Source organism: Microvirga vignae (assembly GCF_001017175.1).
Classification (GTDB): Bacteria; Pseudomonadota; Alphaproteobacteria; order Rhizobiales; family Beijerinckiaceae; genus Microvirga; species Microvirga vignae.
In genome coordinates this window covers 284,757-310,368 of record NZ_LCYG01000016.1, presented here as the reverse complement: position 1 = coordinate 310,368, position 25,612 = coordinate 284,757, and the positions used below count along the sequence as shown (strand labels likewise).

The window sequence follows — 25,612 nt, the reverse complement described above, 5'->3', positions numbered from 1 at the left end:
TGTTGAAAGGCCGCCCAATGGGCGGCCTTTTCGTATCCGTTGCTGTCACCCCGAGGCGGCTCAGCAGAACCCGGGACCGTGGGATGAGAAAGGCGCTCTATTCTGAAGGTGATCCTGGATCGATCTTCGCTGCGCTTCGTCCGGGATGACACCTGTCTTCAGCCTTCAGCCTTGTCGCCCTGTCCCTTCTTCGCCCCCTCGCCCATCGGATTGGTGGAATCCTCGCCGGACGCGCTGGGGTTCTCACGGCCCTGCGGCGTCAGGCGCGGGGCGCTGATATCCTTCTCGGTCGCCTGATTGGACTTGTCGTCGGATTGAGCCATCGTTTTCTACCTTGCTGAATTTAAGCTGGACCATTGGTGCCGTCGGTAACGCCGCCACCGGTGTCGGAACCTGCATTGCCTTCATCGCCACGCGAGCCCGAGCCGCTCGGATCAGTGAGGCCGGTCGCACGTCCCCCGGCACCGGTGCCGCTCGACGTGCTGCCCTTCGGACCACCGGGTACGGTGTTGGAGCCGGTGCCGGTCGCGTTGGTTTCATCCGCCGAGCCGCCAAGGTCGAAGCCCGGACGATCCTGAGATCCTGGCCTTGGATTGCGGGCAGCATCTTCGGGATCGGGCCGCTCGGTCGGGACATGCTGTCCGGAATTCTGGTTCTGCGCCATGGCGGGTCCTGTTATGAGCTGGTGGAATCGATGCCTTCGCTATCTCCTGGCTCGGGCAGCGCGCCTGTGCCAGGGGTCGAGTCCGGGTTGGTCAGCGACGGCTTGTCATGCGGACCTGCCGCGGGAAGATTACCGGGCTTGTTCTGGGACGAGCCCATGTGACCCGCCTGCGGATCCGGCCGCTCGGAATCGACGTAGTTCTTCGTATCTTCGGTGTGGTTGCCGTAACCAGCATTGCCCATGGCACTCTCCTGTCAGCCTTGATCCTTGCCGTTGACGGCGGTCGCGCGGTCGATGGCCTCTCCCGTCGCGTCCTTGTCGTCCGGCGAGAGGGTCGCATCGCTTAAGCGCTTCGTGGTCTCCGGCGTCTCGGCGGCGGTGAGCTCGTCATGGCCGTCCATGCCGGCCTTGCTGGTCTGGCCCGTCTGACCCTGACGATAATTGTGGGCCTCGCCACCAGGCTCGCTCCACACGCGGCGCAATGTGGCATTGCCCTCGGGGCCGCCGTCACGGTTCGGATCGATGGGGCTGTCGATGCCGCCGCGCTGCTCGTTGCGGATCTGATCCGCATCTTGGTCTTTCAATGAGTGAGGCGCCTTGCGCTCCGCCATGATGAACTCCATCAAATTCACTTGGAAACATCATTTGAATTCGTGTGCCTCAAGAGAACCCGACCGAGTGGGGTAAGTTCTGGCCACGCTTGGCACGCGCAAACAAAACAAAAAGGCGGCTGTGAGAGCCGCCCTTGCAGGATCGAGATGACGAGATCTCAGAGGCCTTCGAACAGAGCCGTCGAGAGGTAACGCTCGGCGAAGGACGGCGCGACGGTCACGATGCGCTTCCCCTTGAACTCAGGACGCGCCGCGAGTTCCAACGCAGCCGCCACATTGGCGCCGGTGGAGATGCCGCCCGGAATACCCTCCAGCCTCGCGAGCCTGCGCGCGGTATCGAAGGCCGTCTGGTTGCCGATGGTAATCACGCCATCGATGAGCGAGCGGTCGAGCACATCCGGCACGAAGCCGGCGCCGATGCCCTGGATCTTGTGCGGACCGGGCTGACCGCCGGAGAGAACCGGTGAATCTTCGGGCTCCACGGCGAACACCTTCATGTTCGGCAGACGCGGCTTGATGATCTGAGCGACACCCGTGATGGTGCCGCCGGTGCCGACGCCTGCGACGAAAGCATCGAGCTGCCCGTTGGCGTCGTTCCAGATCTCCTCCGCCGTCGTCTTGCGATGGATCTCGGGATTAGCGGGATTCTTGAACTGCTGCGGAATGACCGAGCCCGGGATCTCTTTCAGCAGCTCCTCGGCCCGGGCAATCGCGCCCTTCATGCCCTGTGGACCCGGGGTGAGCTCGAGCTCGGCACCCAAGAAAGCCAGCATCTTGCGGCGCTCGATCGACATCGTTTCGGGCATGACGAGGATCAGGCGGTAGCCGCGCGCGGCTGCGACGAAGGCGAGCGCGATACCGGTATTGCCGGAGGTCGGCTCGATCAACGTCCCGCCGGGCCTGATGTGGCCGGCGGCTTCCATGGCGTCGATCATGTTGACGCCGATACGGTCCTTCACGCTGGAGATCGGGTTGAAGAACTCGAGCTTGAGGAGGATCTCCGCATCGACCCCGTGCTCCTTCGGCAGCCGGTTGAGGCGCACGAGCGGGGTATTGCCGATAGTTTCGGTAATCGAACCGTAGATGCGGCCGCGGCCAGGCTTGGTGTTGGCGCCCGAGGTATTGAGCGTGTCAGCCATAAGATCCTCCATAAAGACGGGAGGATCTTAGTCCTTTGCGCATTCAGTGTCGATAATTGGTTTAATTTACAAATTATATCGTGAAATCGACCGGAGTGGTCTGCTCCACAACAGCCTCGGCCTGAGCGCGATTGCACAGATCCTCCACCGTCACCTTGTCGAGCTCAGCGAGAAAGGCCTCCGTGCCCTTCGCAACGAGAGGCGCGACGACCGCTTCGGCCAAGCGCGATTCCGGCAACGGAGAGCTGCCGTCATCCTCCTGCGCGGCCATGGCGATGCGCACGATATCACCCGCTGTGATCCGCCGCCGCTCGCGGGCAAGCTCATAGCCGCCGCGCGGACCGCGCACGCCCTTCAGAATGCCCTGGCGCACCAGTGCCTGCAGTACCGGCTCCAGATAGCGCGGGGGCAGGTTGTGGCGGGCGGCGAGCGCCTTCGCCGCAACCGGCATGGGGCGTGCGTGGAGCGCGATGTCGGTGACGGCCGCGATGGCGAGAAGCGAACGACGAGAGAGAAAGTTCATCGCATGCCTTTCAATTCAATCCCGTCGATCCGAAGCCGCCGGCGGCACGCGGCGTGTGATTTACGGCAACAACCTCCACCAGCTCGACCATGGTCACGGACGCGACGATCATCTGCGCGATGCGCATGCCGCGCGTGATGATGAAGGGCTCGGTGCTTAAATTGACGAGCAGCACCTGCACCTCGCCGCGATAATCCGCATCAATTGTGCCCGGCGCGTTGAGGACCGTCACGCCATGCTTGAATGCCAAACCGGAGCGAGGCCGCACCTGCGCTTCGAAGCCCTTCTCCAACTGGATGATGAGGCCCGTGGGCACGAGCTTGCGCTCCATGGGTGCGAGCACCACAGGCGCATCCGCCGGATTGGCAGCGATGAGGTCCATGCCTGCAGCCCCTGCCGTTTCGTAGCGCGGCAGCGGCAGATCCGCGCCGTGGGGCAAGCGCTGAACGTGCAGCAAATGCGTCATGGTTTTGCGTCTCCGATCAATGCGCCCACATGCGCGATCAATCTCCCGGCCACCTCCGTTTTCGAAAGCGTCGGCCAAGTCTCGACGCCCGATTTCGTGACGAGATGCACCGTGTTGCTCTCACCGCCCATCACGCCGGTCGCAGGCGACACGTCATTGGCGAGGATGAGATCGCAACCCTTCTTCGCCAGCTTCTGCTTCGCATGCTCGATTACGTTCTCCGTCTCGGCGGCAAAGCCCACCATGAGTGCGGGGCGGTTCTGCGTGAGACGCGAGATGGTGGCGAGAATGTCGGGGTTCTCGGTGAGGGACAGGTTCGGCAAAGCGCCATCCTTCTTCTTGATCTTCTGCTCACCTGCATTCGCCACACGCCAATCGGCGACGGCGGCGGCGAAAACGCCGATATCGGCAGGGAGTGCTTTCTCGACTGCCGTCAGCATCTCGCGCGCGCTTTCAACATGTACGGTAGTGACTCCTTTCGGATCGGGCAGATCGACAGGGCCGGAGATCAGCGTCACGCGGGCGCCTGCCTCGGCTGCCGCTTTCGCGATGGCGTGACCCTGCTTGCCGGACGAGCGGTTGGCGATGTAACGCACCGGATCGATAGGCTCATGCGTCGGGCCGGAGGTCACGATCACATGCTTGCCGGCCAGCAGACCGGAGGGCGCAAGCAGACGCTCGACGGCAGCGGCAATCTCCAGCGGCTCTGCCATACGACCCGGGCCGAATTCGGCTTCGGCCATTGCGCCCTCATTGGGGCCGACCATGTGAACGCCATCGGCTTGTAGCGTCTCCAGATTCCGTCGCGTGGCTGGATGCAGCCACATGCGCGCGTTCATCGCGGGCGCGATCAGAATAGGAAGCGTCGTCGCAAGCAGCACCGTAGAGGCGAGATCATCCGCATGGCCGCCCGCCATTTTCGCCATAAGGTTGGCAGTGGCGGGGGCAACGACAACGAGATCCGCATCGCGCGCCAGCCTGATGTGACCGATATCGGCTTCATCCTCGCGGTCGAAGAGATCGGTATGCGTGCGCTGTCCCGTGAGGGCGGACGCCGCGAGCGGCGTGACGAATGCTTGAGCGCCATTGGTGAGAATGCAGCGCACCGAGGCGCCGCGCTCTCGCAGGCGCCGGATCAGGTCGAGGGACTTGTAGGCCGCAATCCCGCCGCCGATGACGAGCAGAATGCGTTTGCCGGAAAGCGCCGTCATGCGAAACCTCTCAGCAGCATGATCATCAATGATGCGGCGATGATCCACAAGGCCGCCACGCCCCAGCGGTTGCCCCGCGCCTCCGCGCGTCCGATGGCGGCGACGCTCTCCTGATCGAGTGAGACGCCGCGGGCCGTCACCTCTTCCATCTGATTGAGAACCCGCTCGGCACGAAGGGCTAGCTCCGGCAGATCGCCGATCACGCCAGCGAGCGTCCATAAACCGCGTCCGGCCTGCTCGACGCGGCCCAACGGTCCGAGGTTGCGCTCGATCCACTCACGCACAACCGGCTCAGACGTGGTCCACATGTCAAGCTTCGGGTCGAGGTTGCGCGCCACGCCCTCGACCACGACCATGGTCTTCTGGAGCATCACGAGTTCGGTGCGCGTCGCCATGTCAAAAAGCGCGGTGATCTCGAAGAGCAGCGTGAGAAGCTTCGCCATCGAGATCTCGTCCGCGCGCCGGTCATGGATCGGCTCGCCGATGGCACGGATGGCCTGCGCGAAATCCTCCACCGAATGATGCGGCGGAACATAGCCCGCTTCGAAATGCACCTGCGCCACGCGCAGGTAATCGCGGCGGATGAATCCGAGAAGAATCTCGGCGAGGAAGCGGCGCTCCTTCATGCCAAGCCTGCCCATGATGCCAAAATCGACGGCAACGAGGCGGCCTTCCGCATCTACGAACAGGTTGCCGGGATGCATGTCGGCATGGAAATAACCGTCACGGATCGCATGGCGCAGGAAGGACTGGATCACCGTGCTGCCCAGAGCCACACGGTCAAAACCTGCACGCTCGATCGCCTCCAGATCGTTCAAGCGAATGCCATCGATCCAGGTTGTGGTGAGCACATCCCGCGCCGTGAGATCCCATTCCGGCTTCGGTACGCGAAAATCGAGATCACCCTTCGTGTTCTCGGCGAGTTCCGAGACGGCCGCTGCTTCCAAGCGCAGATCCATCTCGACAGCGACGGAGCGCGCGAGCGTCTCCACCACCTCCATCGGCTTCAGGCGCCGCACATCGGGCACCATGCGCTCGAAGAGACGAGCCGCCGCACGCATCGCCTGAAGGTCACGGGCGAAACCCTCACGAACGCCAGGGCGCACCACCTTCACCGCAACCGTCTCTTCACCCTCCGGCGTGCGGATGCGCGCCTTGTGCACCTGCGCGATGGACGCAGCTGCCAGGGGCTCGCTGAATTCGAGGAACGCATCGTCAATGGGGCGACCCAGAGCCGCCTCGATGGTGGCGATGGCCTGAGCGCGCGGAAACGGAGGCAGCCGATCCTGCAGGCGTTCGAGATCACGCGCGGCCGCCACACCCACGATGTCGGGACGCGTGGCGAGGAACTGGCCGAACTTCACGTAAGAGGGACCCAGCCGCGTCAGCGCTTTGGACAGGCGCGCCGCGCCGTCTTCCGTCTGCCGCCGCTCGATGAGGCGCGCCATGCGCAGGGCCAAGCGTGCGGAAGGCGGCAAGGCACTCGGATCGAACAGACCCAAAGCTCCTTCGCGGGCGAGAACGAAGCCGGCGCGCAGGTTTCGGGCGAGATGGACGATGCTGCCGATCACGCTCAGATCTTCCAGCCTGAGTGAATGGCAACCACGCCTGCCGTGAGCTGGCGATAGGTGACGCGCTTGAAGCCCCCCTCCTCGATCATGTGCGCGAAGGCAGCAGGCGGCGGGAATTTACGGATCGATTCCACGAGATACTGATAGGACTCGGCATCCCCCGTCACCATCTGGCCCATGCGCGGAATGACGTTGAAGGAATAGGCATCGTAGACCTTGTCGATGAGCGGCACGTCCACCTTCGAGAATTCGAGGCAAAGGAAGCGCCCACCGGGCTTCAGAACCCGATGCGCCTCGCGCAGCGCCGCATCGATACGCGGCACGTTTCGGATGCCGAAGGCGATGGTGTAGGCGTCATAGGTGTTGGACTCGAGCGGCAGCTCTTCCGCATTCGCCTCGACGAAGTCGATGCGCCCTTCATAACGGTAACCGGCACGTTCGGCGCCGACTTTCAGCATCTCGCCGTTGATGTCGAGGACGGTCACACGGGTCTGCGGTCCGCCTGAATCGAGAATGCGGAAGGCGATATCCCCCGTGCCGCCGGCGACATCGAGGTGGCGGAAGGGCCGGTCCTTGGGTGGACGCAGCGTCGAAATGAGATTGTCCTTCCAGAGCCGGTGAAGGCCTGCGGACATGAGGTCGTTCATGAGATCGTAGCGGCTCGCCACCGAGCGGAAGACCTCGTTCACGCGATCCTGCTTCTCGCCCAGGGGCACGGACTGAAACCCGAAATGGGTGGTCTCGTCGGTCATGCTCTATCACCCTCATGTCGCATCTTAACGGCGATCCATAGCGGAAGCGGGGCCCGATGGCTATGTAAGGAGCCTCAAGAACCGAAGAGATGGTTGATGCCCGAACTGCCCGAAGTCGAAACCGTGCGCCGGGGCCTGGAGCCCGCCATGGTGGGAGCCCGCTTCACCAAGGTGGTGCAGCGCCGCCCGGACCTGCGCTTTCCATTCCCCGAACGGTTCACGGAGCGCCTGGAAGGACAGGAGGTTAGGGCTTTGGGCCGCCGGGCCAAGTATCTCTTGGCCGATCTCTCCTCCGGCGAGGTGTTGATCATGCATCTCGGCATGTCAGGACGCTTCCTGGTCACTCAAGGCGGCGCCACCCGGATGCCGGGGGAGTTCCATCATGAGCACGGAGGCCTGGGGAACCACGACCACGTGGTCTTCCGGCTCTCCAACGGGGCGAGCGTGACCTATAACGATGCCCGCCGCTTCGGCTTCATGGATTTGGTGCCACGTTCCGAGATCGAAACCTGCAAGCATTTCGCCGAGATGGGCATCGAGCCCTTGGGCAACGAACTCTCGGGCGAGACCATCGCCAATCTTTTTGCCGGCAGGCGCACGCCGCTCAAAGCCGCCCTCCTCGACCAGCGCCTCGTCGCAGGACTCGGCAACATCTATGTCTGCGAGGCCCTGTTCCGCACCGGCCTCCATCCGGAGGCTCGGGCAGGGTCGCTCGCCACCAAGGCCGGGAAGCCGACGGAGAAGGCGCACCAGCTCGCCGAGGTGATCCGCGATGTCCTCTCGGAGGCCGTGGAGGCGGGCGGCTCGACCTTGCGGGATCACGCGCAGGTCGATGGCTCGCTCGGCTATTTCCAGCATTCCTTCCGCGTCTATGACCGTGAGGGAGAGCCCTGCGTGGCGCCCGAATGCACCGGCACGGTGGAACGCCTCGTACAATCCGGCCGGTCGACCTTCTATTGCCCTGTCTGCCAGAAGCGGCCCCGCGCTCGATAATCGGATCAGGCGCGCATCAGCCTCTCGCAAAAAAGCCTGAAAAGGCATCCATTCTTCTTGCTCTGCAGGTTGCGACCTTACCGTCGGCATCTTCTGCATGACAGGCTCGCGACCGCTTGAACTCGAGGTTCAGGAGGGACCGCCATGGCCAAACTCGATGTCTTCTCCCATGTCCAAAGAGACCCGGTATCGGAGCACCTGGGCATCCGCCGGATCAGCACCCGTGACCTCATGGACGCGTTGAGGCAGGGCGCCGCGGATTTCTGGGCCGCTCCGACGCACATCTTCTTCATCTGCCTGATGTATCCACTCCTCGGCATCTTCTTCGCGGGCCTTGCCTTCGGCTACAATATGCTGCCGCTCCTCTTCCCCCTCATGTCGGGCTTCGCCCTGGTGGGACCGCTCGCTGCCGTGGGCCTTTACGAGATCAGCCGCGAGCGTGAACGCGGACAGGACGTTTCCGTGAGCAGCGTCTCCAACGTCTTCTACTCGCACTCCATCGGCTCCATCGCGGCGCTTGGCGTCCTGCTGATGGTGATCTTCATCGCCTGGCTCCTGACGGCGCAGGCGCTTTATCAATCCCTCTTCGGCTGGCGCGCCCCTGAATCCATCGGTGCCTTCCTCAGTGAGGTGTTCACCACGCAGAAGGGCTGGACCCTCATCGTCGTGGGCAATGCGCTCGGCTTTATTTTCAGCGCCGCGGTGTTCTGCCTGAGCGTGATCTCGTTCCCGCTCCTGGTCGATCGGGACGTAGGCGCAATTCCGGCGATCATCACGTCGTTCCGGGCGGTCGCCGCCAATCCCGGTTCCATGCTGGTCTGGGCGCTGATCGTCGCCGGGGCGCTCGTCGTCGGCTTCATCCCGCTCTTCGTCGGCTTGGCCGTGGTGCTGCCGATCCTAGGTCACGCCACCTGGCACCTTTATCGCAAGGTGGTCGAGTAAAGCCTCTTCACCCCGCGCCTTGCCGAAAGGTTCAAGGCGCGGCCATTCGCGCATCGTGCGGAAAGGTGGATTCGGTTTTCCGCCTCGAACGATGCGATACTTAAAAAGGGAGCATCGTTCGAGTCCCAAAAGTGGAGCCACTTTTGGGTCCGATGCTCTAGTTTCCGCTTGCCTGACACCCTTGCCCTCGCCTACCGGTGAATCTCCATCGGGGAGGAGATACCGGCATGGCTTATGAGACGATTCTCGTTGAGACGCGCGGCAAGGTGGGGCTCATCACCCTCAACCGGCCCCAGGCCCTGAACGCCCTCAATTCGCAGCTTCTGAACGAGGTGAACCAGGCCCTCGACACCTTCGAGGCCGACGCGAAGATCGGCTGCATCGTGGTCACCGGCTCCGAGAAGGCATTCGCCGCCGGCGCCGACATCAAGGAAATGGCGTCGCTCACCTATCCGCAGATCTATCTCGACAACCTTTTCTCCGGCTGGGAGAAGGTGGCGGGACGGCGCAAGCCCATGATCGCGGCGGTCGCGGGCTTTGCCCTGGGCGGCGGCTGCGAGTTCGCCATGATGTGCGATTTCATCATCGCCGCCGACAACGCCAAGTTCGGCCAGCCCGAGATCAAGCTCGGCGTCATGCCCGGCATGGGCGGCACGCAACGCCTCACCCGCCTCATCGGCAAGGCCAAGGCCATGGAGATGTGCCTCACCGGACGCATGATGGGCGCGGAAGAGGCCGAGCGCTCCGGCCTCGTCGCCCGCGTGGTGCCTCTCGCGGACCTCATGACTGAGACCATGAAGACGGCGGAGACCATCGCTTCCATGTCGCTGCCGATTGCCATGATGACGAAGGAAACCATCAACCGCGCCGACGAGCTGACCCTCACCGAGGGCATCCGCTTCGAGCGCCGCGTGTTCCACGCCATGTTCGCCACCGCCGACCAGAAGGAAGGCATGGCCGCCTTCGTAGAAAAGCGCGCGGCCGAGTTCAAAGACCAGTGATCGTGCCAGAAATCGGTTTCGACATGATCGCGGCCTTAGCCGCGATCTCTTTTTTCGCAGGCTTCGTGGATTCCATCGCAGGCGGCGGCGGGTTGCTGACGGTGCCTGCTCTCCTCCTCGCGGGCTTAAGCCCGGCCGGTGCCATTGCCACAAACAAGGTGCAGGGCGCCTTCGCGGCTGCTTCCGCCACCTACACCTTCGGACGCCGGGGGATGATCGAGTGGCGCAAGGCCTGGGTCTTAACCGGGACGGCCTTCATCAGCGGCGTTGCCGGAGCCCTCTGCGTGCGCTTCCTGCCACGCTCCGTGCTGGAGATGCTGATCCCGGTGCTGTTGATCGCCATCGCCTTCTATTTCGCCCTTTCGCGGAAGGTGAAGGACGAGGATGCCCATGCCCGGATGACGGCGCTTACCTTTGGCTTCACCGCGCCCGTGGCGGTCGGCTTCTATGACGGCATCTTCGGGCCCGGCGCCGGCTCCTTCTATATGCTCGCCTTCGTGACGCTCCTCGGCTACGGGGTGGTGCGGGCCACCGCCCATACCAAGCTCCTGAACCTGGCGAGCAACCTCGGCAGCCTTCTTCTCTATGCGGCGACCGGAGCCGTGGTCTGGCCTTTGGGGCTCGTGATGGCCGCAGCCTCGTTTCTCGGCGCGCAGGTGGGCTCGCGCCTTGCCATGCGGCTGGGGGCCCGGCTCATCCGTCCGCTGCTCGTTCTGGTCTCGGCGGCGATGGCGTTGCGGCTGCTTCTCGACCCCGCCAATCCCTGGCGCCGGATACTGTCGGAGGGCGCTTTGAAAACCGTCGCGGCGCTTTTTTGACGCGCAAAGGCGCGCGGACATTGACGTTCTGAAGGATCACGTCTATAAGCCGCCCCACACGAGCCCGCGCGTCCCGCGGGCTCTTCGGTTTCCATTCAATCAACCGGTCGCTGACGGGGCTCCAAGCCTGGCCTGTCGCGTCGGACTTTTAAAGAACGAGGATTGGCCATGGCCAACACCGTGTCCGCCAAGAAGATGACCCGCAAGATTGCGAAGCGCACCGCGATCAACAAGTCGCGCCGCAGCCGCATGCGGACCTTCGTGCGCAAGGTCGAAGAGGCAATCGCCTCCGGCAACCAGACAGAGGCTTTCGCCGCGCTCCGCGCCGCCGAGCCGGAGATGATGCGTGCTGCCCAGAAGGGCATCGTGCACAAGAACACCGCCTCCCGGAAGGTGTCACGCCTGACGAGCCGCATCAGGGCCCTGAGCGCTTAATTAGCCATCAGGCTAAACGAGATCATCAAACCCGGCCTCGCGGCCGGGTTTTTTGTTGTCTTGAAACAGCCGCCTCTCACCTGACGCATTCACCCGGATTGAGCTTCCCCGCTCGGGAGAGGTTGGGTTTTGCGTCAGTCACACAACTCTCACGCACCCTCACCAGCCTCCTCTCACAGAGCGGGAAAGAGGCACTTCAGCTGCCTTCCGAGAGTCCTTTCCAATTTCTTTCCTGACCACTCGAAGAGGGAGAAAATCGCACCATTCTGGCAGCATTCTTTGCCGCCTTTTTATCCACACGCGAGCTTGACTTTATGGTCAAAAAGCGGGGTGAAAGAACACGCAACAGAGATTCAAGTTGCACATAAAATGCCAAGTTTGTTCAATAGCTTAGCAGGCAAAGGGTCGCGAAGCATCGGAATCACACCTCGACACACCCCGAATCGATCCTGAATCAACGTTTCAGGAAGAAGCTTTTTTTAGACGGTGCAACAGGGTGGGATGAAACAGCGAATCGGTTGAAGAGTCAGGACTTTATCGTCGCACCCCAAAAGCTGTGGACGGGTCTGTGGAGCCGTTTTGGGGATATCGGCAGGATGCCTGTTGACTCGACCGTGTTGCGCGCCCTCACCCACCCTGTATATGGTCGACTTACTTCAACGGCTTGCCGTTAAGTCATCCACTCAAGTCACAAGCTATAGAACACAACCACGGGGTCAGGGCTTTGTTTCATTCTACCAAGAAGCAAACGAAAGCACGTCCCTTACCTAGGGGTAGACTTGATAGAGCTTGAGAAGGTGGACAAGAGGCGACGCTTTCAGATCGCCTCGACTTAAAAACCGTTTGATAATCTTCAGTACAATTGGGGGCGCCACGTTTTGAACAACCTGTGAAGCGGGTCCGCTTTTCTTGTTCAAAACGGGTCATGCGTGGGGATTCTAGCCAAGTTCGGCAGGAATCTCGTGGAGGGAATTTGATGTATCGCAGCGAGGACCACCGAACCTTTGCCGCTGCCAATGAGAGCGGCATGGACTCTTCCGGCCAGCAAACGGCAGCAGATGTCTGGGCGCGGGTGAAGCGCCGCCTTCGCGCCGAGCTGGGCGAGGATATCTTTGCCAGCTGGTTCGGCCGCCTGGAATTGGATTCGGTGGTGGAGGGCTGCGCCTATCTGACAGTGCCCACCCGCTTCCTGAAGAGCTGGATTGAGTCGCACTACGCAGACCGTGTCCTGTCGGTTTATCGCTCCGAGACCAATGACGTGGAGCGCGTGGTGATCGGTGTGCGCAACACCCTTGGTCGCGACGCTGCCCCGCAGCGCCGCCCCAACGAGGCTCCGCGCCCGAGCACGGCCGCTCCCGTGCCAACCGCGGCCCAAGCCAGCGAGCCGAAGGCGCCCTCGCTCACGATTCCGCAGGAAGAGCGGAGTGAAAACTCCGATCTCGGTGGTGCGCCGCTCGACCCGCGCCTGACCTTCGAAAGCTTTATCGTTGGCCGCTCCAATGCGCTGGCGCATGCTGCCGCGGACCGTGTGGCCCATGCGCCGAACGGTCAGGTGATCTACAACCCGCTTTATCTGCATGCGGGTGTGGGCCTCGGCAAAACCCATCTGCTGCACGCCATCGGCCATGAGATGCGCTCGCAAGGCCGCCGCGTCATCTATCTCACCGCCGACCGCTTCATGTACGGCTTCGTCGCATCGCTCAAAGCCCAGACGTCGCTCGCCTTCAAGGAGCGCCTGCGCGGCATCGATCTCCTTATCATCGACGACGTGCAGTTCATCCAGGGCAAGCAGATCCAGCAGGAATTCGGCCACACGCTCAACGCCCTCATCGATGCGGGCCGCCAGATCGTGATCGCGGCCGACCGCCCGCCGGCGGATCTCGAAAATCTCGACGAGCGCGTGCGCTCGCGCTTGGCCGGCGGTCTCGTGGTCGAAGTGACGGCGCTCGACGAAGCGCTCCGTACCTCGATCCTGTCCACCCGCATCGAGGCGCTGAAGACCATTCACCCGACCTTCGAGGTGGGCCCCAGCGTCATCTCCTATGTTGCTCGCTCCATCACGGCGAACGGCCGTGATCTCGAGGGCGCGGTCAACCGCCTGCTGGCGCACGCCACGCTCACTGGTTCGGCCATCACGCTCGAGACCGCCGAGACCGCGATCCGCGACCTCGTGCGCAACCGCGAACCCAAGCGCGTGAAGATCGAGGACATCCAGAAGCTGGTGGCCTCGCGCTACAACGTCTCCCGCTCGGATATCCTCTCCGAGCGCCGAACCGCCGCCGTAGTGCGTCCGCGCCAGATCGCCATGTATCTGTCCAAGGTGCTGACGTTACGCTCCCTGCCGGAGATCGGCCGCCGCTTCGGCGGGCGCGATCACACCACCGTGCTCCATGCGGTGCGCAAGATCGAGAAGGCTCTGGGAGAGGACCATGCGCTCTCGGATGAGGTCGAGCTCCTCAAGCGGATGCTGCAGGAATAATCCCTTACCCGAGGCGGCTTGGGAGCCTATTCGAGACTGCCCAAGGCATGGCTTGCTTTCTCGGGCAACAACAGCCAATCTTGCCGCCTCGCTTGCTCCCCTTTGGGGAGGGCCAAGAATTTTGCCGACAATAGGTGCCGGTTATGAGAGTTACTGTTGAGCGCGCCGCTCTTCTGAAGGCGTTGGGGCATGTGCATCGCGTTGTCGAGCGCCGCAACACCATTCCGATCCTGTCGAACGTGCTGCTGCGCGCGGAAGACGGAACCCTGCGCCTGCGCGCGACCGACCTCGACATCGAGGTGACGGAGACGATCCCCGCCGACATCGCGGAGGCAGGCTCCACCACGGTTCCGGCCTACATGATCTACGACATCGTGCGTAAGCTGCCCGAAGGCGCCCAGGTGTCGCTGGAGATGACGGCCGACATGGGCCAGATGCAGATCCGCTCGGGCCGCTCGCGCTTCATGCTGCAGGCCTTGCCGGAGAGCGACTTCCCGGATCTCGCCGCCGGCGACCTGCCGCACCGCTTCACGCTGGCTGCCGCCGATCTCAAGCGCCTGATCGAGAAGACGCAGTTCGCGATCTCGACGGAAGAGACGCGCTATTATCTCAACGGCATCTATCTCCACACGCTTGATGTGGGCGGTCAGCTCATGATGCGTGCGGTTGCCACCGACGGTCACCGCCTAGCCCGTGTGGAGCTTCCCGCTCCCACCGGCTCGGAAGGCATGCCCGGCGTGATCATTCCGCGTAAAGCGGTGGCCGAGATCGTGAAGCTCGTCGAGGACGGCTCCGAGAACGTCACCATCGAGCTGTCCTCGGCCAAGGTGCGACTGACGTTCGATGGCGTCGTGCTGACCTCGAAGCTCATCGACGGCACATTCCCGGATTACCAACGCGTCATTCCTGCCGGTAACGACAAGATCCTCGTGGTCGAGCGCGGCGATTTCGCCAAGGCCGTGGATCGCGTTTCCACCATCTCCTCCGAGCGTGGCCGCGCGGTGAAGCTCGCCCTTGCCGACGGCCGTCTGACCCTCACCGTCAACAACCCGGATTCGGGCAGCGCGACGGAAGAGATCGAGGTCGATTATGATGCGACTCCGATCGATATCGGCTTCAATGCCCGGTATCTGCTCGACATCACGGCCCAGCTCGACGGTGACACGGCCCTGTTCAAGCTCGCCGATCCCGGCTCCCCCACCGTCATTCAGGACCGCGAGGGCGCAGCAGCGCTCTACGTCCTGATGCCGATGCGCGTGTAAGCATTTTGACAGGCGTCATCCCGGACGGCGTCAGTCGATCCGGGATCGTTTTTCAGAATCAGGCTCCTTGTCATCACCGGCCTCGTGCCGGTGATCTCGTTTCTTAAGAGGCGCGGCGCTTCTCATCATCGGGGTGGCCGGGAAAAGCCCGCCCATAACAAGCCTGACCATGATCAAGGGAGCCCTCGCGACAATCGTAAAATGCGGTTTGGCCGTGCCGACGCTTGATCTTTCGCGCTTGCTCCTGAATGAAGGGAGCGCATGTCCTCCGCTCCTGTCCCCGCGTCCCGAATCGCCCGCCTGATCCTCCAGGATTTTCGTACCTATGCGAGTCTGGACCTCCCCGTGTCGCGCCAACTCGTCGCGCTTGTCGGCGAGAACGGCGCGGGCAAGACCAATGTGCTGGAGGCAATCTCTCTCTTCATGCCCGGACGCGGCTTGCGCCGCGCAGAACTGGGCGATATGGCACGCCAGGGCGGCCCCGGCTCGTTTGCCATTTCACTCACCCTTGACGCACCCTACGGCGAGCATCGCCTCGGCACCGGGATTGAGCCTCAAAGCGAAATCGGCCGATCCTCGCGCATCTGCCGTATCGATGGCACGACCGCATCCTCGCCCACGGCTTTCGCGGAATTCCTCCGTGTGGTCTGGCTCACGCCCGATCTCGATGCGCTGTTTCGCGGGCCCGCTGGCGATCGCCGCCGTTTTCTCGACCGCCTTGTCCTCGCCGTCGATGCCGAGCATGGTGCGCGCGTGAATGCTCTCGAACGGGCGCTGCGCTCCCGCAATCGCGTGCTCGAGGACAATCCCGACGACCGCCTCTGGCTCGATGCGCTGGAGCGCGAGGTGGCGGAGCTTGCCATCGCCGTCGCCGCTGCGCGCCGCGAGACGGTGGAGCGGTTGGCGGCACTCATCCTCGAAACGCGCGAGGAGGATTCCCCCTTCCCCTTCGCCACGATGGGGCTTGAAGGCGAGATCGATACGCTCATCGCCACGCTTCCTGCCGTCGATGCGGAGGATCGCTACCGCGCGATCCTGCGCGACTATCGCGCACGCGATCGCGCGGCCGGGCGCACCCTCGTCGGCCCGCAGGCCTCCGATCTTCTCGTGCGGCACGGACCGAAGGACATTCCTGCCAACACCGCCTCCACCGGCGAGCAGAAGGCGCTGCTCATCGGCCTCGTTCTCGCCCATGCGGGGCTGGTTGCCAGCATGAGCGGCATCGCGCCTTTCGTGCTGCTTGACGAGGTCGCCGCCCATCTCGACCCGCGCCGCCGCGCGGGTCTCTTTGCGGCGCTGGAATCGCTGGGCGGCCAGGTCTGGATGACGGGCGCGGACCCGAGCCTTTTTACAGAACTCGAAGGCCGCGCAGATATGCTGCAGGTCTCGCCCGGGAAAATCGAGGCGCTGTCGACGCCATGACGACTCGACGCTCCTTCCTGAAGCCGTTCCTGGCCATGAGCAGCCTTGGTTTCGTTGGTATCCTGTCCCTGATCCCGGTGACGCAGCGCGCCGCCGAACTGGTGCGTGGACTGCCCGAGGCCTCCGATCTTCCGACATCGGTTCTTGCGGCCCTTCTGCTTGTCCAGCCTACGATCCTTCTCCTGGCAGGTGTTGCCCTAGGCGTTGCGCTGACGGAGAAGGCTGGACTGAGCTCCTTCATCCTCCGCCGACTGCGTGGTGAACCCGCTCAGGCATCCAGAGGGGCCTGGGGCTCGACGCTGCTGCTGACACTTGTTCTCGCCTCCGCGACAATCGCCGCCGATCTCGTTTTCAGGTCGCTTTTCCCAGCAGCTTTCGTGAGCATTACGCGCCTCGATGATGTCACATTGAGCGAGCGCATGCTCGGACTGCTCTATGGCGGCATCACCGAGGAGTTGATGTTCCGTTTCGGGCTCCTGTCCCTCCTGCTCTGGGCAGGATTGCGCCTGACGGCAGGCCGGTTCCGCCCCTTTCTCGTCTGGATTTCCATCGGGGTCTCGGCTCTTGCCTTCGCGGCGGGACATCTGGGTGTGGTCGCGGGAACCTCGCCGGCTGATCAGGGTGTGCTGATCGCCAGGACGTTGAGCCTGAACGGATTGCTGGGCCTTCTCTTCGGCTGGCTCTATGCGAGACGCAGCCTGGAGCACGCCATGCTGGCTCATGCGTTTGTCCACGTCATCTTCTGGACTGTGACGCCGCTTTTCGCGCGTCTTGGGCACAACCTCGCACAGTGAGGCGCGGTGTGATTGAACACATCAAAACTCCTTAATGGTGTAAGACGCTGTTTCGGCCTATGAAGGAGTCGCAACAGCATCTCTTGTGCCGGTCATAGCCATGGAACCCGCAGGCCTCATCCTGTTCTCGTCCGCCCTCTTCATCGCCGCTGCCTCTCCGGGGCCGGGGATTGCCGCCATCGTGGCGCGGGTGCTGGGGCGGGGGCCGAAGGGAGCGGTGGCGCTCAGCGCCGGGATCGTCCTGGGCGATTTGGTGTGGCTCACCTTCGCAGTGCTGGGGCTTGCCGCTTTGGCCCAGACCTTCCACGGGGTCTTCCTGGCCGTCAAATACGCGGGCGCGGTCTATCTGCTCTACCTCGCCTACAAGCTCTGGACGGCGCCAGCCACGGCTCGGGACGTGGTCGCAGAGGGAAAGTCCGAGCATCCGGCGAAGCTCCTGCTGGGCGGGCTGGCGTTGACGCTGGGCAACCCCAAGGCGATCGTGTTCTACCTCGCGCTTCTGCCCACCTTCCTCGATCTGACACGGATCACGGTGCTGGGCTACCTAGAGCTCGCCCTGGCAACCATGGCCGTGCTGTCGGTGGTGTTCGGCGGCTATATCGTGCTCGCCGCCCGGGCCCGTCGGCTCTTCACCAGACCCGGCGCCATCCGCATTCTCAACCGGATCACCGGCACGGTGATGGCGGGCGCAGCGGCGGCCGTGGCGGCCCGTTGAAGCCCTTTTCGGGGTGAGGCAAAGAACCGCCCCCCGGAGGCCCTAAAACGGCACTTTTCCGTGGATTTTTCCGCCCCTTTCCACGCGCGCGTATGCGCGCGGGGGTGAAATTTCAACCAATCGTCACTAAATATCTGATCTGACGAATCAAACCCCTGGCGCGCCTTCATCCTTTCCGCTGCGCCTCGAAGGATCCCAAATGGCCGAACCTGCTATCAACGTGAATGCCGACGCCTATGGCGCGGAATCCATCAAGGTGCTCAAAGGCCTTGATGCGGTGCGCAAGCGGCCGGGCATGTATATCGGCGATACCGATGACGGCTCTGGCCTCCACCACATGGTCTACGAGGTGGTGGACAACGCCATCGACGAAGCTCTGGCCGGTCACGCCACGGAAGTCACGGTTACGCTCAACGCCGACGGTTCGGTGACCGTCACCGACAATGGCCGCGGCATCCCCACCGACATCCACCCGGGCGAAGGCGTCTCGGCGGCCGAGGTCATCATGACCCAGCTGCATGCGGGCGGTAAGTTCGACCAGAATTCCTACAAGGTCTCTGGCGGTCTGCACGGCGTGGGCGTGTCGGTGGTGAACGCGCTCTCGACCTCGCTCAAGCTGCGCATCTACCGCAACGGCAAGGAACACTTCATGGAGTTCCGCCACGGTGATGCCGTGGCACCTCTGGCGGTTGTCGGCGACGCACCGGACAAGCGCGGCACGGAAGTGACCTTCACGCCATCGCCTGAAACCTTCACCATGGTGGAGTTCGACTACACCACCCTCGAGCATCGCTTGCGCGAGCTGGCCTTCCTGAACTCCGGCGTGCGCATCATCCTCACCGACAAGCGCCATGCGGAGCACAAGCGCGAGGAACTGATGTACGAGGGCGGCGTGGAAGCCTTCGTGCGCTATCTCGACCGTGCCAAGACCCCGCTCATCCAGCAGCCGGTCATGATTCGCTCGGAGAAGGACGGCATCGGCGTGGAAGTGGCGCTCTGGTGGAACGACTCGTACCATGAGAACGTGCTGTGCTTCACCAACAACATCCCGCAGCGGGATGGCGGTACGCACCTCGCGGGCTTCCGCGCGGCGCTCACTCGCCAGGTGAACGGCTATGCCGAGTCTTCGGGCATGACGAAGAAGGAAAAGGTTTCTCTCACCGGCGACGATTGCCGCGAGGGCCTGACCGCCGTCGTGTCCGTGAAGGTGCCGGACCCTAAGTTCTCATCGCAGACCAAGGACAAGCTCGTCTCCTCCGAGGTGCGCCCCGCGGTCGAGAACGTGGTCAACGAAGCGCTCAACAACTGGCTTGAAGAGCATCCGACGGAAGCCAGGACGCTTGTCGGCAAGGTGGTGGAGGCCGCTGCCGCGCGTGAAGCCGCTCGCAAGGCGCGCGAACTCACGCGTCGCAAAGGCGCTCTTGATATCGCCTCGCTGCCCGGCAAACTCGCCGACTGCCAGGAGCGCGATCCGTCGAAATGCGAACTCATCCTCGTGGAGGGCGACTCGGCCGGTGGCTCCGCCAAGCAGGGCCGCGACCGCGCCTTCCAGGCAGTCTTGCCCCTGCGCGGCAAGATCCTCAACGTCGAGCGCGCTCGTTTCGACAAGATGCTGTCCAGCCAGGAAATCGGTACGCTGATCACCGCGCTCGGCACAGGCATTGGCCGCGAAGAGTTCAACCTCGACAAGCTGCGCTATCACCGCATCATCATCATGACGGATGCCGACGTGGACGGCTCGCATATTCGCACGCTCTTGCTCACGTTCTTCTTCCGTCAGATGCCGGAGCTGATCGAGCGCGGACACCTCTACATCGCGCAGCCGCCGCTCTATAAAGCGACCCGCGGCAAGTCCTCGATCTATCTCAAGGATGAGCGTGCGCTGGAAGACTTCCTCATCGATGCAGGCATCGAGAGCGCATCGTTGCGCCTCGAGTCTGGCGTGGAATTCCAGGGCGATCAGCTGAAAGGCCTGATCGACGAGGCACGCCTCGTGCGTCAGGTGCTGAGCAATCTGCATACGCGCTACAATCGCAAGGCCGTGGAGCAAGCCGCCATTGCCGGCGCGCTGCGCCCGGACGTGGTGGAAGATCCGCAGCGCGGCCCCGCTGCTGCCGCTTACATCGCGCAACGTCTCGATGCGATTTCGGAAGAGCTCGAGCGCGGTTGGACCGGCGAGGTCAGGGAAGGCGGTTACGTCTTCTCGCGCACCGTGCGTGGCGTGACGCAGAGCGCCACTCTCGACCAAGCGCTGATCGCAAGCCAGGAAGCCAAGAAGCTCGACGAGCGCGCCGCTTCTCTGCAGGACGTTTATGCCAAGCCGGCAACGCTCGTGCGCAAGAACGACGAGATGCAAATCGACGGTCCGCTCTCTCTGTTCGACGCCGTGATCGCCTCCGGTCGCAAGGGCCTGCAGCTGCAGCGCTACAAGGGCCTTGGCGAAATGACCGCGCAGCAGCTTTGGGAGACCACGCTCGACCGTGAGATCCGCTCGCTCCTGCAGGTGAAGGTGAAGGACACCACCGATGCCGACGACCTGTTCGTGAAGCTCATGGGCGACGTGGTGGAACCCCGCCGCGAGTTCATCCAGGAGAACGCGCTCTCCGTGGCGAACCTGGACGTCTAGCGCATCGTGCGGACCCGAAGGGCCGCGTCAGCGAAAAGTGGGCCCGGTTTTTGCTGACGCGGACCTCCGGTTCTGCATCGAACGATGCGCTGCTTTAGGAAATGAGCATCAGACCCAAAAGTGCAGGTCCACTTTTCTTGTCCGATGCTCTAAGGCTTCAGACGCAGTTTCAAACGACAAAAACCCCGCTCTTTTGAGCGGGGTTTTTCATGGCCGGCATCGTCTTTATGCCGCGCGCGGAAGAGCGCGCAGGTGGCGCTCTCCGCCCTTGAAGTCGCTGATCTCGTTCTGTCGGCGGTCCATGGGGCCGCGACGCAGCGCCACGAGGAACTTGCGGACTTGCTCGGCCAGGTGCTCGCCCTGAACCGCGACCTCTCGCGACGTATCGAGCACCAAGCCGGCCAGATGCTTGGTTTCAGCTGTATTCTGGCTCACGCTCTGAATGTTGTCCGTCACGCCCTGCGTTCCCACCGAGGTCTGCTCGACGCTGCGCGCGATCTCGGCGGTGGCAGCGGTTTGGCCTGAAATGCTCTGAGCGATCCGCGAGGTGGCATGATCGATATCCGCCACGATGGTCGAGATCTCGGCCACAGCGGAAACGGCTGCCGTGGAAGCGGAGCGCAATTCCGAGATCTCGTTGGCGATCTCTTCCGTCGCCTTGGCGGTCTGGGTGGCGAGTGCCTTGACCTCCTGAGCCACCACGGCAAATCCGCGCCCGGCTTCGCCCGCACGGGCGGCTTCGATGGTGGCATTGAGAGCGAGAAGATTGGTCTGCTCGGCAATGCTGGTGATCAGGCCCACCACGGTACTGATCCGCTCGACTGCGTTGTTGAGACCGTTGACGATGGCGCCGGTGGATTGCGCTTCCTGCGCCGCCTGCCGGGCCCGCATCGCCGAATGATCGGCCTCGGTGCCGATCTCCTGTGCGGAGGCGGCAAGCTGCGTAACCGCAGCGGCGACGGTCTGGACATTAACTGCCATCTCGGCGGCTGTCGAAGCCACGAGATTGGTGCGGTCATCGGTGAGGGTCGCACCTTCCTGCAGCGCTGATGCCATGGTGCTCATGTTCGACGAGGACTCTGAGAGAGCCTTCACGATCGTATTGATCGCCCCCTCAAATTCCGCAGTCGATTCATTGAAGGCGGCGAGACGTCCCTCGATGATGTGGGAAGCCTCGTTGATGATGGAGGTGCCGTGGAGCATAGCGCCATGAAGCCCATCCGGCAGGATGCGACGGAAGTACTGATTGTTGCGGACGGCATTCATGGCTGCCGAGGACTCGCGGATATAGGCGTCGATCCGATCCGTGGCATCGTTGATCGTGCCATGCAGCTTTCCGAGAGCCCCGCCTTCCTTGCTACCGATGACCCGGGCCTCCAAGTCTCCATGCCCCACACGATCGAGGATTTCTGTGGCCGTTGCGAGCGCACGGTACGTGCGCAGCAGCATCATACCGCCGAAGATGAAGCCGATATCGGCAACGAGCAGGGCAATCGACGGCATCGAGCCGGTGATGAGGGTTGCAATGACCTGTCCCGTGACGGCAAGGGCTGCGACTGCAAACCCGGTGCTCGCCTTAGAGAGAGAAGACAAATTCATCATAACTGACCTTGCTCGCAGCGAGTGTTTTCATAAGGTGCTGTTGGGACGCCGCGAGGCCCTCCTTGGCATTGCGGTAGGAGAATTCGATGCGGCTCAGTTCGGCGTAGAAGGGCGGGATGATCTTTTCCACCGCATCGCGCTTGGGCACGCGACGGCTGGAGTGAAAGCCGCAGACCTGCAGGTTCCTGTCATAAGACGGCGTCACATGGGCGAAGACCCAGTAATAGTCGCCGCTGCGGGCCATGTTCTTGACGTAAGCGAAAACCTCGCGCCCATCCTGTATCGTGTCCCACAGAAGCTTGAACACCGCGCGGGGCATATCCGGATGGCGAATCAGGCTGTGCGGCTGACCGATCAGCTCCTGCTCCGTGTAACCCGCGACCTCGCAGAAGACCCTGTTCGCATAGGTTATCCGGCCTTTCAGGTCCGTCTTCGAGACGATGAAGGAATCGGGATCGAAGAAGATCTCACGTTGAGTGGGGGTGATCGCTTTGGTCATCTGGGATTTGAGAAGGAGCGGCAGCTTGTTGTTGCCTTGGACATCAGGTCTGTTTCTCGCAAAACTTGCTTGCGTGAGCCTGATCACATCAGAAGCAAGATCCTTCGCAGGAGGGTTGATCTCGCGCGAGGGATGCGCGAAGCAAAGGTCAGCTTACGCGACCGCTCTTGAAGGCTCCTCCATGTCAGCATCCTCCTCTTGGCAGCATCCCCTTCCACCGATCTCCGATGTGGAAAGGCTTGGGCGTCTTGCACGATTGCGGCAGGAGATGGAAGCTTCCGGTGTCGCCGGGCTCCTTCTCGGTTCGACGCAGAGCCTCCGTTATTTCACCGGCTTGGTCTGGCACCCGAGCGAGCGGCTCTGCGGCGCGCTCGTGACAGCAGAACGGCTTATCTATGTGGTGCCGGGTTTCGAGCGCTCCCGGGTGGAGACGCTGCCGCGGCTCGAGGCCGAGATCGCCACCTGGGAGGAGGATGAGGACCCGACGGCTCTTGTGGCGGATCTTCTGGGCAACAAGGCCCCCCTGGCGCTCGACAGCCAGCTGCCGCTCTTCCTCTATCACCGACTCGTCAGATCGCTTGGTGCGGAGCGGCTGGTGGATGGCGGGCCTTTGATCGCTGACCTGCGCATGCGCAAATCCGCCGCCGAGATCGCGCTCATTCGATATGCGATGAATCTGACGCTCGACGTGCATCGGGTGGCGCACGCAGCGATGAAACCGGGTGTGCGGGCTTCCGAGATCGTCTCTCTCATCGATGCCGAGCATCGGCGTCGGGGCGCAGACAACGGTTCGTCTTTCTGCATCGTCTCCTTCGGCATTGCGACCTCCCTGCCGCATGGGGCCGAGGGTGACCAGGTGCTGGCAGCGGGTGATCTGATCCTCGTCGATACGGGCTGCCATATCGACGGCTATTGCTCGGATCTGACGCGCACCTACGTTCTGGATGAGCCTTCAGCCGCGATCGCGCGCATCTGGGCCATCGAGCGCGAGGCGCAGCAGGCGGTGTTTGATGCAGCCCACATCGGCGCACCGTGCGAGGCCCTCGATGCCGCGGCACGCGGCGTGATCGAGGCTCATGGCCTCGGGCCGGATTACCGTGTTCCCGGCCTGCCGCACCGTGCGGGCCATGGCTTGGGGCTTGCGATCCATGAGGAGCCTTACATCGTGCGCGGCAATCGGACCGTGCTCGAACCGGGCATGTGCTTCTCCAACGAGCCGATGATCCTCGTGCCCGGTGCCTTCGGCGTGAGGCTCGAAGACCATGTCGTCATGACGGAGAGCGGGCCGCAATGGTTCACGCAGCCCTCGACATCACCGACGCAGCCCTTCGGTTAAGAACTCAGCCCTCTTGGAGCCAAAGGGGCAGATTTCCCCTGGCAAAGCCCGTGCAGGCTGCATCGACGCAGGCGGAAAGGCTTCCGAAATGGAAGTGCCGTCCTGTGAGGCCCGGGCCGTAATGGGCGTATTTGCCGGAATTCGTCATGATCGTTTCAGCCATCGGCGGAATGACCGGCTCGATGATCATGCACCAGCAGGTATCCGTGACGAACTGAACCCCGAAGCGTTCAAGCTCTGACAGGATGCCGGCCTCTCGCGCCCTGTCGTGCGTGTCACGTCCGCAGGTCACGACGACCGTCACGTCCTCATGCTTCGTGCGGCCGCGGCAGAGGGCGGCGAGCTTTTCGCATTCGCTGAAGGAAAAATGCGGATTGCCAAGCGATACGAGATCGACCGATTGTTCCGATGCGCTGTCGAGTTCGCGCCAGCTCTGAAGCAGGTCCTCGATGCGAATGTCGATGGTCGGAATGCTCTCGCCGCCGGTCGCATCTTCCAGTGTCGCTGCCTCGGGCGTCACGCCGAGAATATGGAACATGGGCGCGCTTGAGGTGGTCGCGAACGCAGCCCCGAAGGCCTTCAGGTCATCCTGTGAGGGCGCAGCCCATTCCAGCCCGGTAATGACGGGAATCCGGCTCGTGGCGACGAGGCCCAGGTGATAGCCGAGCAGCGGATAGAACGCGTCGTCGAGATCCTTGAGCCTTGGCAAGTTGATCTGGAGTACGGCCCTCCGGCTGCTCTCGATATGGCATCCCGCCAGCGGTGCGCGGCCCGTGAGCGCGATGCAGATATCGAGAAAATCCGGATATTTCATCGTCCGCGCGCCGAGCACGCTATTGGCATAGACGACCGCATTGGACTCGGCCCAGACGACCTGCTCGCCCTGACTCGGTGCGCTGTCGAGAAGGTAAGGCGCACACGTGAAGGTGGGACGCGCACCCATATCGACATACGCATCACCCAATTGGCTCGCCGGCTCTCCGAAGGCAGGATCGATGCCTTGCATGCGCCAGCGGCGGTGATCGACGGAAATTGAATTGAGTGTGGTCGGCACGGCAACCTTCCCGCCCCAATCCCGCAGTTGCTGCGCGAACTTCAGCGAGCCGTGACCGGTATAGACGCAGCCATCGATATGCGCCTGCGTGACGTCGATCAGCTGATTGGCGCCTTGCAGCTGAGCCATCCGCAGGATGACCTTCATCGCCACCTGTCCGGCCCTGCCGTGCACGCCATCCAGATAAGCCTGATCCACTTCGCTCAGCTCGATATGGGAAGCGTTGCCCTCCGGCCCTTTCTCGGCAAGCGGAAGCTCGCGCAGTGCTTCAGGATGGTCGCCGCATTCAACACGATTGCCGTCGACCCGCGCATAGCGTGCTGCGGCCACCTGCCGAAAGTCTTTCGAATCGAGAGTGACGACAGGAATGGACTTGCCAAAGACTTCTTCCGCGATCACGACCCCGAGAGTGAGGATGTCGTCCTCCCGCTCGACCACCATGGCCGCGGGTCCCTTTCCGGTGAGAAGCAGTTCCAGGATCACGCCGCTCCCCGAGCAGGAACCGCGCCCACCGGGAATGACGAGGATTTTTTCGGTCAGGATCTGACCGCTGAGGGGATGGTGCCGGTCGATGACCTCACTGCTGAAGGGATCGACACCGCCCCAGAAGCTCAGCTCTACATTGCTGGCGATGATTTCTCCAAGAGCCTCGCCATGAACGAAGGCGGTGCCGGAAAAGACAGCTTCGCTCATGTCA

The 25,612-nt window shown here is 62.8% G+C and carries 25 protein-coding genes; 12 read left to right on the top strand and 13 right to left on the bottom strand.

Features of this window, described 5'->3' with window-relative positions:
• Positions 1-158: 158 nt before the first annotated feature.
• The 10 genes from AA309_RS35760 to ubiE form a co-directional block, all read right to left on the bottom strand.
• On the bottom strand, positions 159-323 hold the full coding sequence (locus AA309_RS35760) for a hypothetical protein (RefSeq protein WP_200901952.1): 165 nt from the start codon (positions 321-323) through the stop codon (positions 159-161).
• 20 nt (positions 324-343) lie between these two features.
• A complete protein-coding gene (locus tag AA309_RS06360) occupies positions 344-664 on the bottom strand; it encodes a hypothetical protein (RefSeq protein ID WP_047188116.1) in 321 nt (106 codons plus the stop codon).
• Between the two features lie 11 nt (positions 665-675).
• Positions 676-906, bottom strand: coding sequence for a hypothetical protein (locus AA309_RS06355; protein WP_047188115.1), 231 nt, complete (start codon positions 904-906; stop codon positions 676-678).
• 12 nt (positions 907-918) lie between these two features.
• On the bottom strand, positions 919-1,275 hold the full coding sequence (locus tag AA309_RS06350) for a hypothetical protein (RefSeq protein ID WP_150117408.1): 357 nt from the start codon (positions 1,273-1,275) through the stop codon (positions 919-921).
• Positions 1,276-1,433: 158 nt separating this feature from the next.
• Positions 1,434-2,414, bottom strand: coding sequence for a cysteine synthase A (gene cysK, locus AA309_RS06345; RefSeq protein WP_047188113.1), 981 nt, complete (start codon positions 2,412-2,414; stop codon positions 1,434-1,436).
• 73 nt (positions 2,415-2,487) lie between these two features.
• Complete coding sequence (locus tag AA309_RS06340) at positions 2,488-2,937, bottom strand: RrF2 family transcriptional regulator (protein ID WP_047188112.1); 450 nt, start codon at positions 2,935-2,937, stop codon at positions 2,488-2,490.
• Positions 2,938-2,947: 10 nt separating this feature from the next.
• On the bottom strand, positions 2,948-3,403 hold the full coding sequence (dut, locus tag AA309_RS06335; RefSeq protein ID WP_047188111.1) for a dUTP diphosphatase: 456 nt from the start codon (positions 3,401-3,403) through the stop codon (positions 2,948-2,950).
• Positions 3,400-4,614, bottom strand: a complete 1,215-nt coding sequence (coaBC, locus tag AA309_RS06330; protein WP_047188110.1) for a bifunctional phosphopantothenoylcysteine decarboxylase/phosphopantothenate--cysteine ligase CoaBC — start codon at positions 4,612-4,614, stop codon at positions 3,400-3,402. The genes dut and coaBC overlap by 4 nt, the downstream gene beginning before the upstream one ends.
• Positions 4,611-6,185, bottom strand: coding sequence for a 2-polyprenylphenol 6-hydroxylase (ubiB, locus tag AA309_RS06325; protein ID WP_047188109.1), 1,575 nt, complete (start codon positions 6,183-6,185; stop codon positions 4,611-4,613). Before ubiB ends, coaBC begins: the two co-directional genes overlap by 4 nt.
• A 2-nt stretch (positions 6,186-6,187) precedes the next feature.
• Complete coding sequence (ubiE, locus tag AA309_RS06320; protein ID WP_047188108.1) at positions 6,188-6,937, bottom strand: bifunctional demethylmenaquinone methyltransferase/2-methoxy-6-polyprenyl-1,4-benzoquinol methylase UbiE; 750 nt, start codon at positions 6,935-6,937, stop codon at positions 6,188-6,190.
• 96 nt (positions 6,938-7,033) lie between these two features.
• Here ubiE and mutM point away from each other — a divergent pair, with 96 nt between their 5' ends.
• The 11 genes from mutM (at position 7,034) to gyrB (ending at position 20,424) form a co-directional block, all read left to right on the top strand.
• Positions 7,034-7,930: a bifunctional DNA-formamidopyrimidine glycosylase/DNA-(apurinic or apyrimidinic site) lyase gene (mutM, locus tag AA309_RS06315; protein WP_047188107.1), complete on the top strand. Its 897-nt coding sequence runs from the start codon at positions 7,034-7,036 to the stop codon at positions 7,928-7,930.
• A 144-nt stretch (positions 7,931-8,074) separates the two neighbouring features.
• Positions 8,075-8,872, top strand: coding sequence for a DUF2189 domain-containing protein (locus tag AA309_RS06310; RefSeq protein WP_047188106.1), 798 nt, complete (start codon positions 8,075-8,077; stop codon positions 8,870-8,872).
• Positions 8,873-9,099: 227 nt separating this feature from the next.
• Complete coding sequence (locus tag AA309_RS06305; protein ID WP_047188105.1) at positions 9,100-9,873, top strand: enoyl-CoA hydratase; 774 nt, start codon at positions 9,100-9,102, stop codon at positions 9,871-9,873.
• Between the two features lie 2 nt (positions 9,874-9,875).
• Positions 9,876-10,691, top strand: coding sequence for a TSUP family transporter (locus AA309_RS06300; protein WP_244470275.1), 816 nt, complete (start codon positions 9,876-9,878; stop codon positions 10,689-10,691).
• A gap of 168 nt (positions 10,692-10,859) precedes the next feature.
• Positions 10,860-11,126: a 30S ribosomal protein S20 gene (rpsT, locus tag AA309_RS06295; RefSeq protein WP_047188104.1), complete on the top strand. Its 267-nt coding sequence runs from the start codon at positions 10,860-10,862 to the stop codon at positions 11,124-11,126.
• Between the two features lie 1,027 nt (positions 11,127-12,153).
• Entirely contained in the window at positions 12,154-13,605 is a 1,452-nt protein-coding gene (gene dnaA, locus AA309_RS06290; RefSeq protein WP_047188227.1) for a chromosomal replication initiator protein DnaA, read from the top strand.
• 143 nt (positions 13,606-13,748) lie between these two features.
• The gene (gene dnaN / locus AA309_RS06285) at positions 13,749-14,867 is read left to right on the top strand and encodes a DNA polymerase III subunit beta (RefSeq protein ID WP_047188103.1); all 1,119 of its coding nucleotides are present in this window, start codon (positions 13,749-13,751) and stop codon (positions 14,865-14,867) included.
• Positions 14,868-15,128: 261 nt separating this feature from the next.
• Positions 15,129-16,289, top strand: coding sequence for a DNA replication/repair protein RecF (gene recF, locus AA309_RS06280; RefSeq protein WP_047188102.1), 1,161 nt, complete (start codon positions 15,129-15,131; stop codon positions 16,287-16,289).
• Entirely contained in the window at positions 16,286-17,083 is a 798-nt protein-coding gene (locus tag AA309_RS06275; protein WP_047188101.1) for a CPBP family glutamic-type intramembrane protease, read from the top strand. Before recF ends, AA309_RS06275 begins: the two co-directional genes overlap by 4 nt.
• Positions 17,084-17,183: 100 nt before the next feature.
• Positions 17,184-17,798 carry a LysE family translocator gene (locus AA309_RS06270; RefSeq protein WP_047188100.1) on the top strand — a complete coding sequence of 205 codons (615 nt, stop codon included), beginning with the start codon at positions 17,184-17,186 and terminating at the stop codon, positions 17,796-17,798.
• A gap of 199 nt (positions 17,799-17,997) precedes the next feature.
• A complete protein-coding gene (gene gyrB, locus AA309_RS06265) occupies positions 17,998-20,424 on the top strand; it encodes a DNA topoisomerase (ATP-hydrolyzing) subunit B (protein WP_047188099.1) in 2,427 nt (808 codons plus the stop codon).
• 225 nt (positions 20,425-20,649) lie between these two features.
• Here gyrB and AA309_RS06260 read toward each other — a convergent pair whose 3' ends face one another.
• Both AA309_RS06260 and AA309_RS06255 read right to left on the bottom strand, forming a co-directional pair.
• On the bottom strand, positions 20,650-22,026 hold the full coding sequence (locus AA309_RS06260) for a methyl-accepting chemotaxis protein (RefSeq protein WP_047188098.1): 1,377 nt from the start codon (positions 22,024-22,026) through the stop codon (positions 20,650-20,652).
• Complete coding sequence (locus tag AA309_RS06255) at positions 22,001-22,525, bottom strand: PAS domain-containing protein (protein ID WP_047188226.1); 525 nt, start codon at positions 22,523-22,525, stop codon at positions 22,001-22,003. The genes AA309_RS06260 and AA309_RS06255 overlap by 26 nt, the downstream gene beginning before the upstream one ends.
• Before the next feature lie 181 nt (positions 22,526-22,706).
• Here AA309_RS06255 and AA309_RS06250 point away from each other — a divergent pair, with 181 nt between their 5' ends.
• Positions 22,707-23,861, top strand: a complete 1,155-nt coding sequence (locus AA309_RS06250; RefSeq protein WP_047188097.1) for a M24 family metallopeptidase — start codon at positions 22,707-22,709, stop codon at positions 23,859-23,861.
• A 4-nt stretch (positions 23,862-23,865) separates the two neighbouring features.
• Here the strand turns inward: AA309_RS06250 and lhpI are convergent, their stop codons facing one another.
• On the bottom strand, positions 23,866-25,608 hold the full coding sequence (lhpI, locus tag AA309_RS06245; RefSeq protein WP_047188096.1) for a cis-3-hydroxy-L-proline dehydratase: 1,743 nt from the start codon (positions 25,606-25,608) through the stop codon (positions 23,866-23,868).
• Positions 25,609-25,612: the final 4 nt, after the last annotated feature.

Excerpts from the sequence above, each read along its gene's own strand:
- AA309_RS35760 (WP_200901952.1), bottom strand. The coding sequence starts at position 323 with ATGGCTCAATCCGACGACAAGTCCAATCAGGCGACCGAGAAGGATATC.
- AA309_RS06360 (WP_047188116.1), bottom strand. The coding sequence starts at position 664 with ATGGCGCAGAACCAGAATTCCGGACAGCATGTCCCGACCGAGCGGCCC.
- AA309_RS06355 (WP_047188115.1), bottom strand. The coding sequence starts at position 906 with ATGGGCAATGCTGGTTACGGCAACCACACCGAAGATACGAAGAACTAC.
- AA309_RS06350 (WP_150117408.1), bottom strand. The coding sequence starts at position 1,275 with ATGGCGGAGCGCAAGGCGCCTCACTCATTGAAAGACCAAGATGCGGAT.
- cysK (WP_047188113.1), bottom strand. The coding sequence starts at position 2,414 with ATGGCTGACACGCTCAATACCTCGGGCGCCAACACCAAGCCTGGCCGC.
- AA309_RS06340 (WP_047188112.1), bottom strand. The coding sequence starts at position 2,937 with ATGAACTTTCTCTCTCGTCGTTCGCTTCTCGCCATCGCGGCCGTCACC.
- dut (WP_047188111.1), bottom strand. The coding sequence starts at position 3,403 with ATGACGCATTTGCTGCACGTTCAGCGCTTGCCCCACGGCGCGGATCTG.
- coaBC (WP_047188110.1), bottom strand. The coding sequence starts at position 4,614 with ATGACGGCGCTTTCCGGCAAACGCATTCTGCTCGTCATCGGCGGCGGG.
- ubiE (WP_047188108.1), bottom strand. The coding sequence starts at position 6,937 with ATGACCGACGAGACCACCCATTTCGGGTTTCAGTCCGTGCCCCTGGGC.
- mutM (WP_047188107.1), top strand. The coding sequence starts at position 7,034 with ATGCCCGAACTGCCCGAAGTCGAAACCGTGCGCCGGGGCCTGGAGCCC.
- AA309_RS06310 (WP_047188106.1), top strand. The coding sequence starts at position 8,075 with ATGGCCAAACTCGATGTCTTCTCCCATGTCCAAAGAGACCCGGTATCG.
- AA309_RS06305 (WP_047188105.1), top strand. The coding sequence starts at position 9,100 with ATGGCTTATGAGACGATTCTCGTTGAGACGCGCGGCAAGGTGGGGCTC.
- rpsT (WP_047188104.1), top strand. The coding sequence starts at position 10,860 with ATGGCCAACACCGTGTCCGCCAAGAAGATGACCCGCAAGATTGCGAAG.
- dnaA (WP_047188227.1), top strand. The coding sequence starts at position 12,154 with ATGGACTCTTCCGGCCAGCAAACGGCAGCAGATGTCTGGGCGCGGGTG.
- dnaN (WP_047188103.1), top strand. The coding sequence starts at position 13,749 with ATGAGAGTTACTGTTGAGCGCGCCGCTCTTCTGAAGGCGTTGGGGCAT.
- recF (WP_047188102.1), top strand. The coding sequence starts at position 15,129 with ATGTCCTCCGCTCCTGTCCCCGCGTCCCGAATCGCCCGCCTGATCCTC.
- AA309_RS06275 (WP_047188101.1), top strand. The coding sequence starts at position 16,286 with ATGACGACTCGACGCTCCTTCCTGAAGCCGTTCCTGGCCATGAGCAGC.
- AA309_RS06270 (WP_047188100.1), top strand. The coding sequence starts at position 17,184 with ATGGAACCCGCAGGCCTCATCCTGTTCTCGTCCGCCCTCTTCATCGCC.
- gyrB (WP_047188099.1), top strand. The coding sequence starts at position 17,998 with ATGGCCGAACCTGCTATCAACGTGAATGCCGACGCCTATGGCGCGGAA.
- AA309_RS06260 (WP_047188098.1), bottom strand. The coding sequence starts at position 22,026 with ATGATGAATTTGTCTTCTCTCTCTAAGGCGAGCACCGGGTTTGCAGTC.
- AA309_RS06255 (WP_047188226.1), bottom strand. The coding sequence starts at position 22,525 with ATGACCAAAGCGATCACCCCCACTCAACGTGAGATCTTCTTCGATCCC.
- AA309_RS06250 (WP_047188097.1), top strand. The coding sequence starts at position 22,707 with ATGTCAGCATCCTCCTCTTGGCAGCATCCCCTTCCACCGATCTCCGAT.
- lhpI (WP_047188096.1), bottom strand. The coding sequence starts at position 25,608 with ATGAGCGAAGCTGTCTTTTCCGGCACCGCCTTCGTTCATGGCGAGGCT.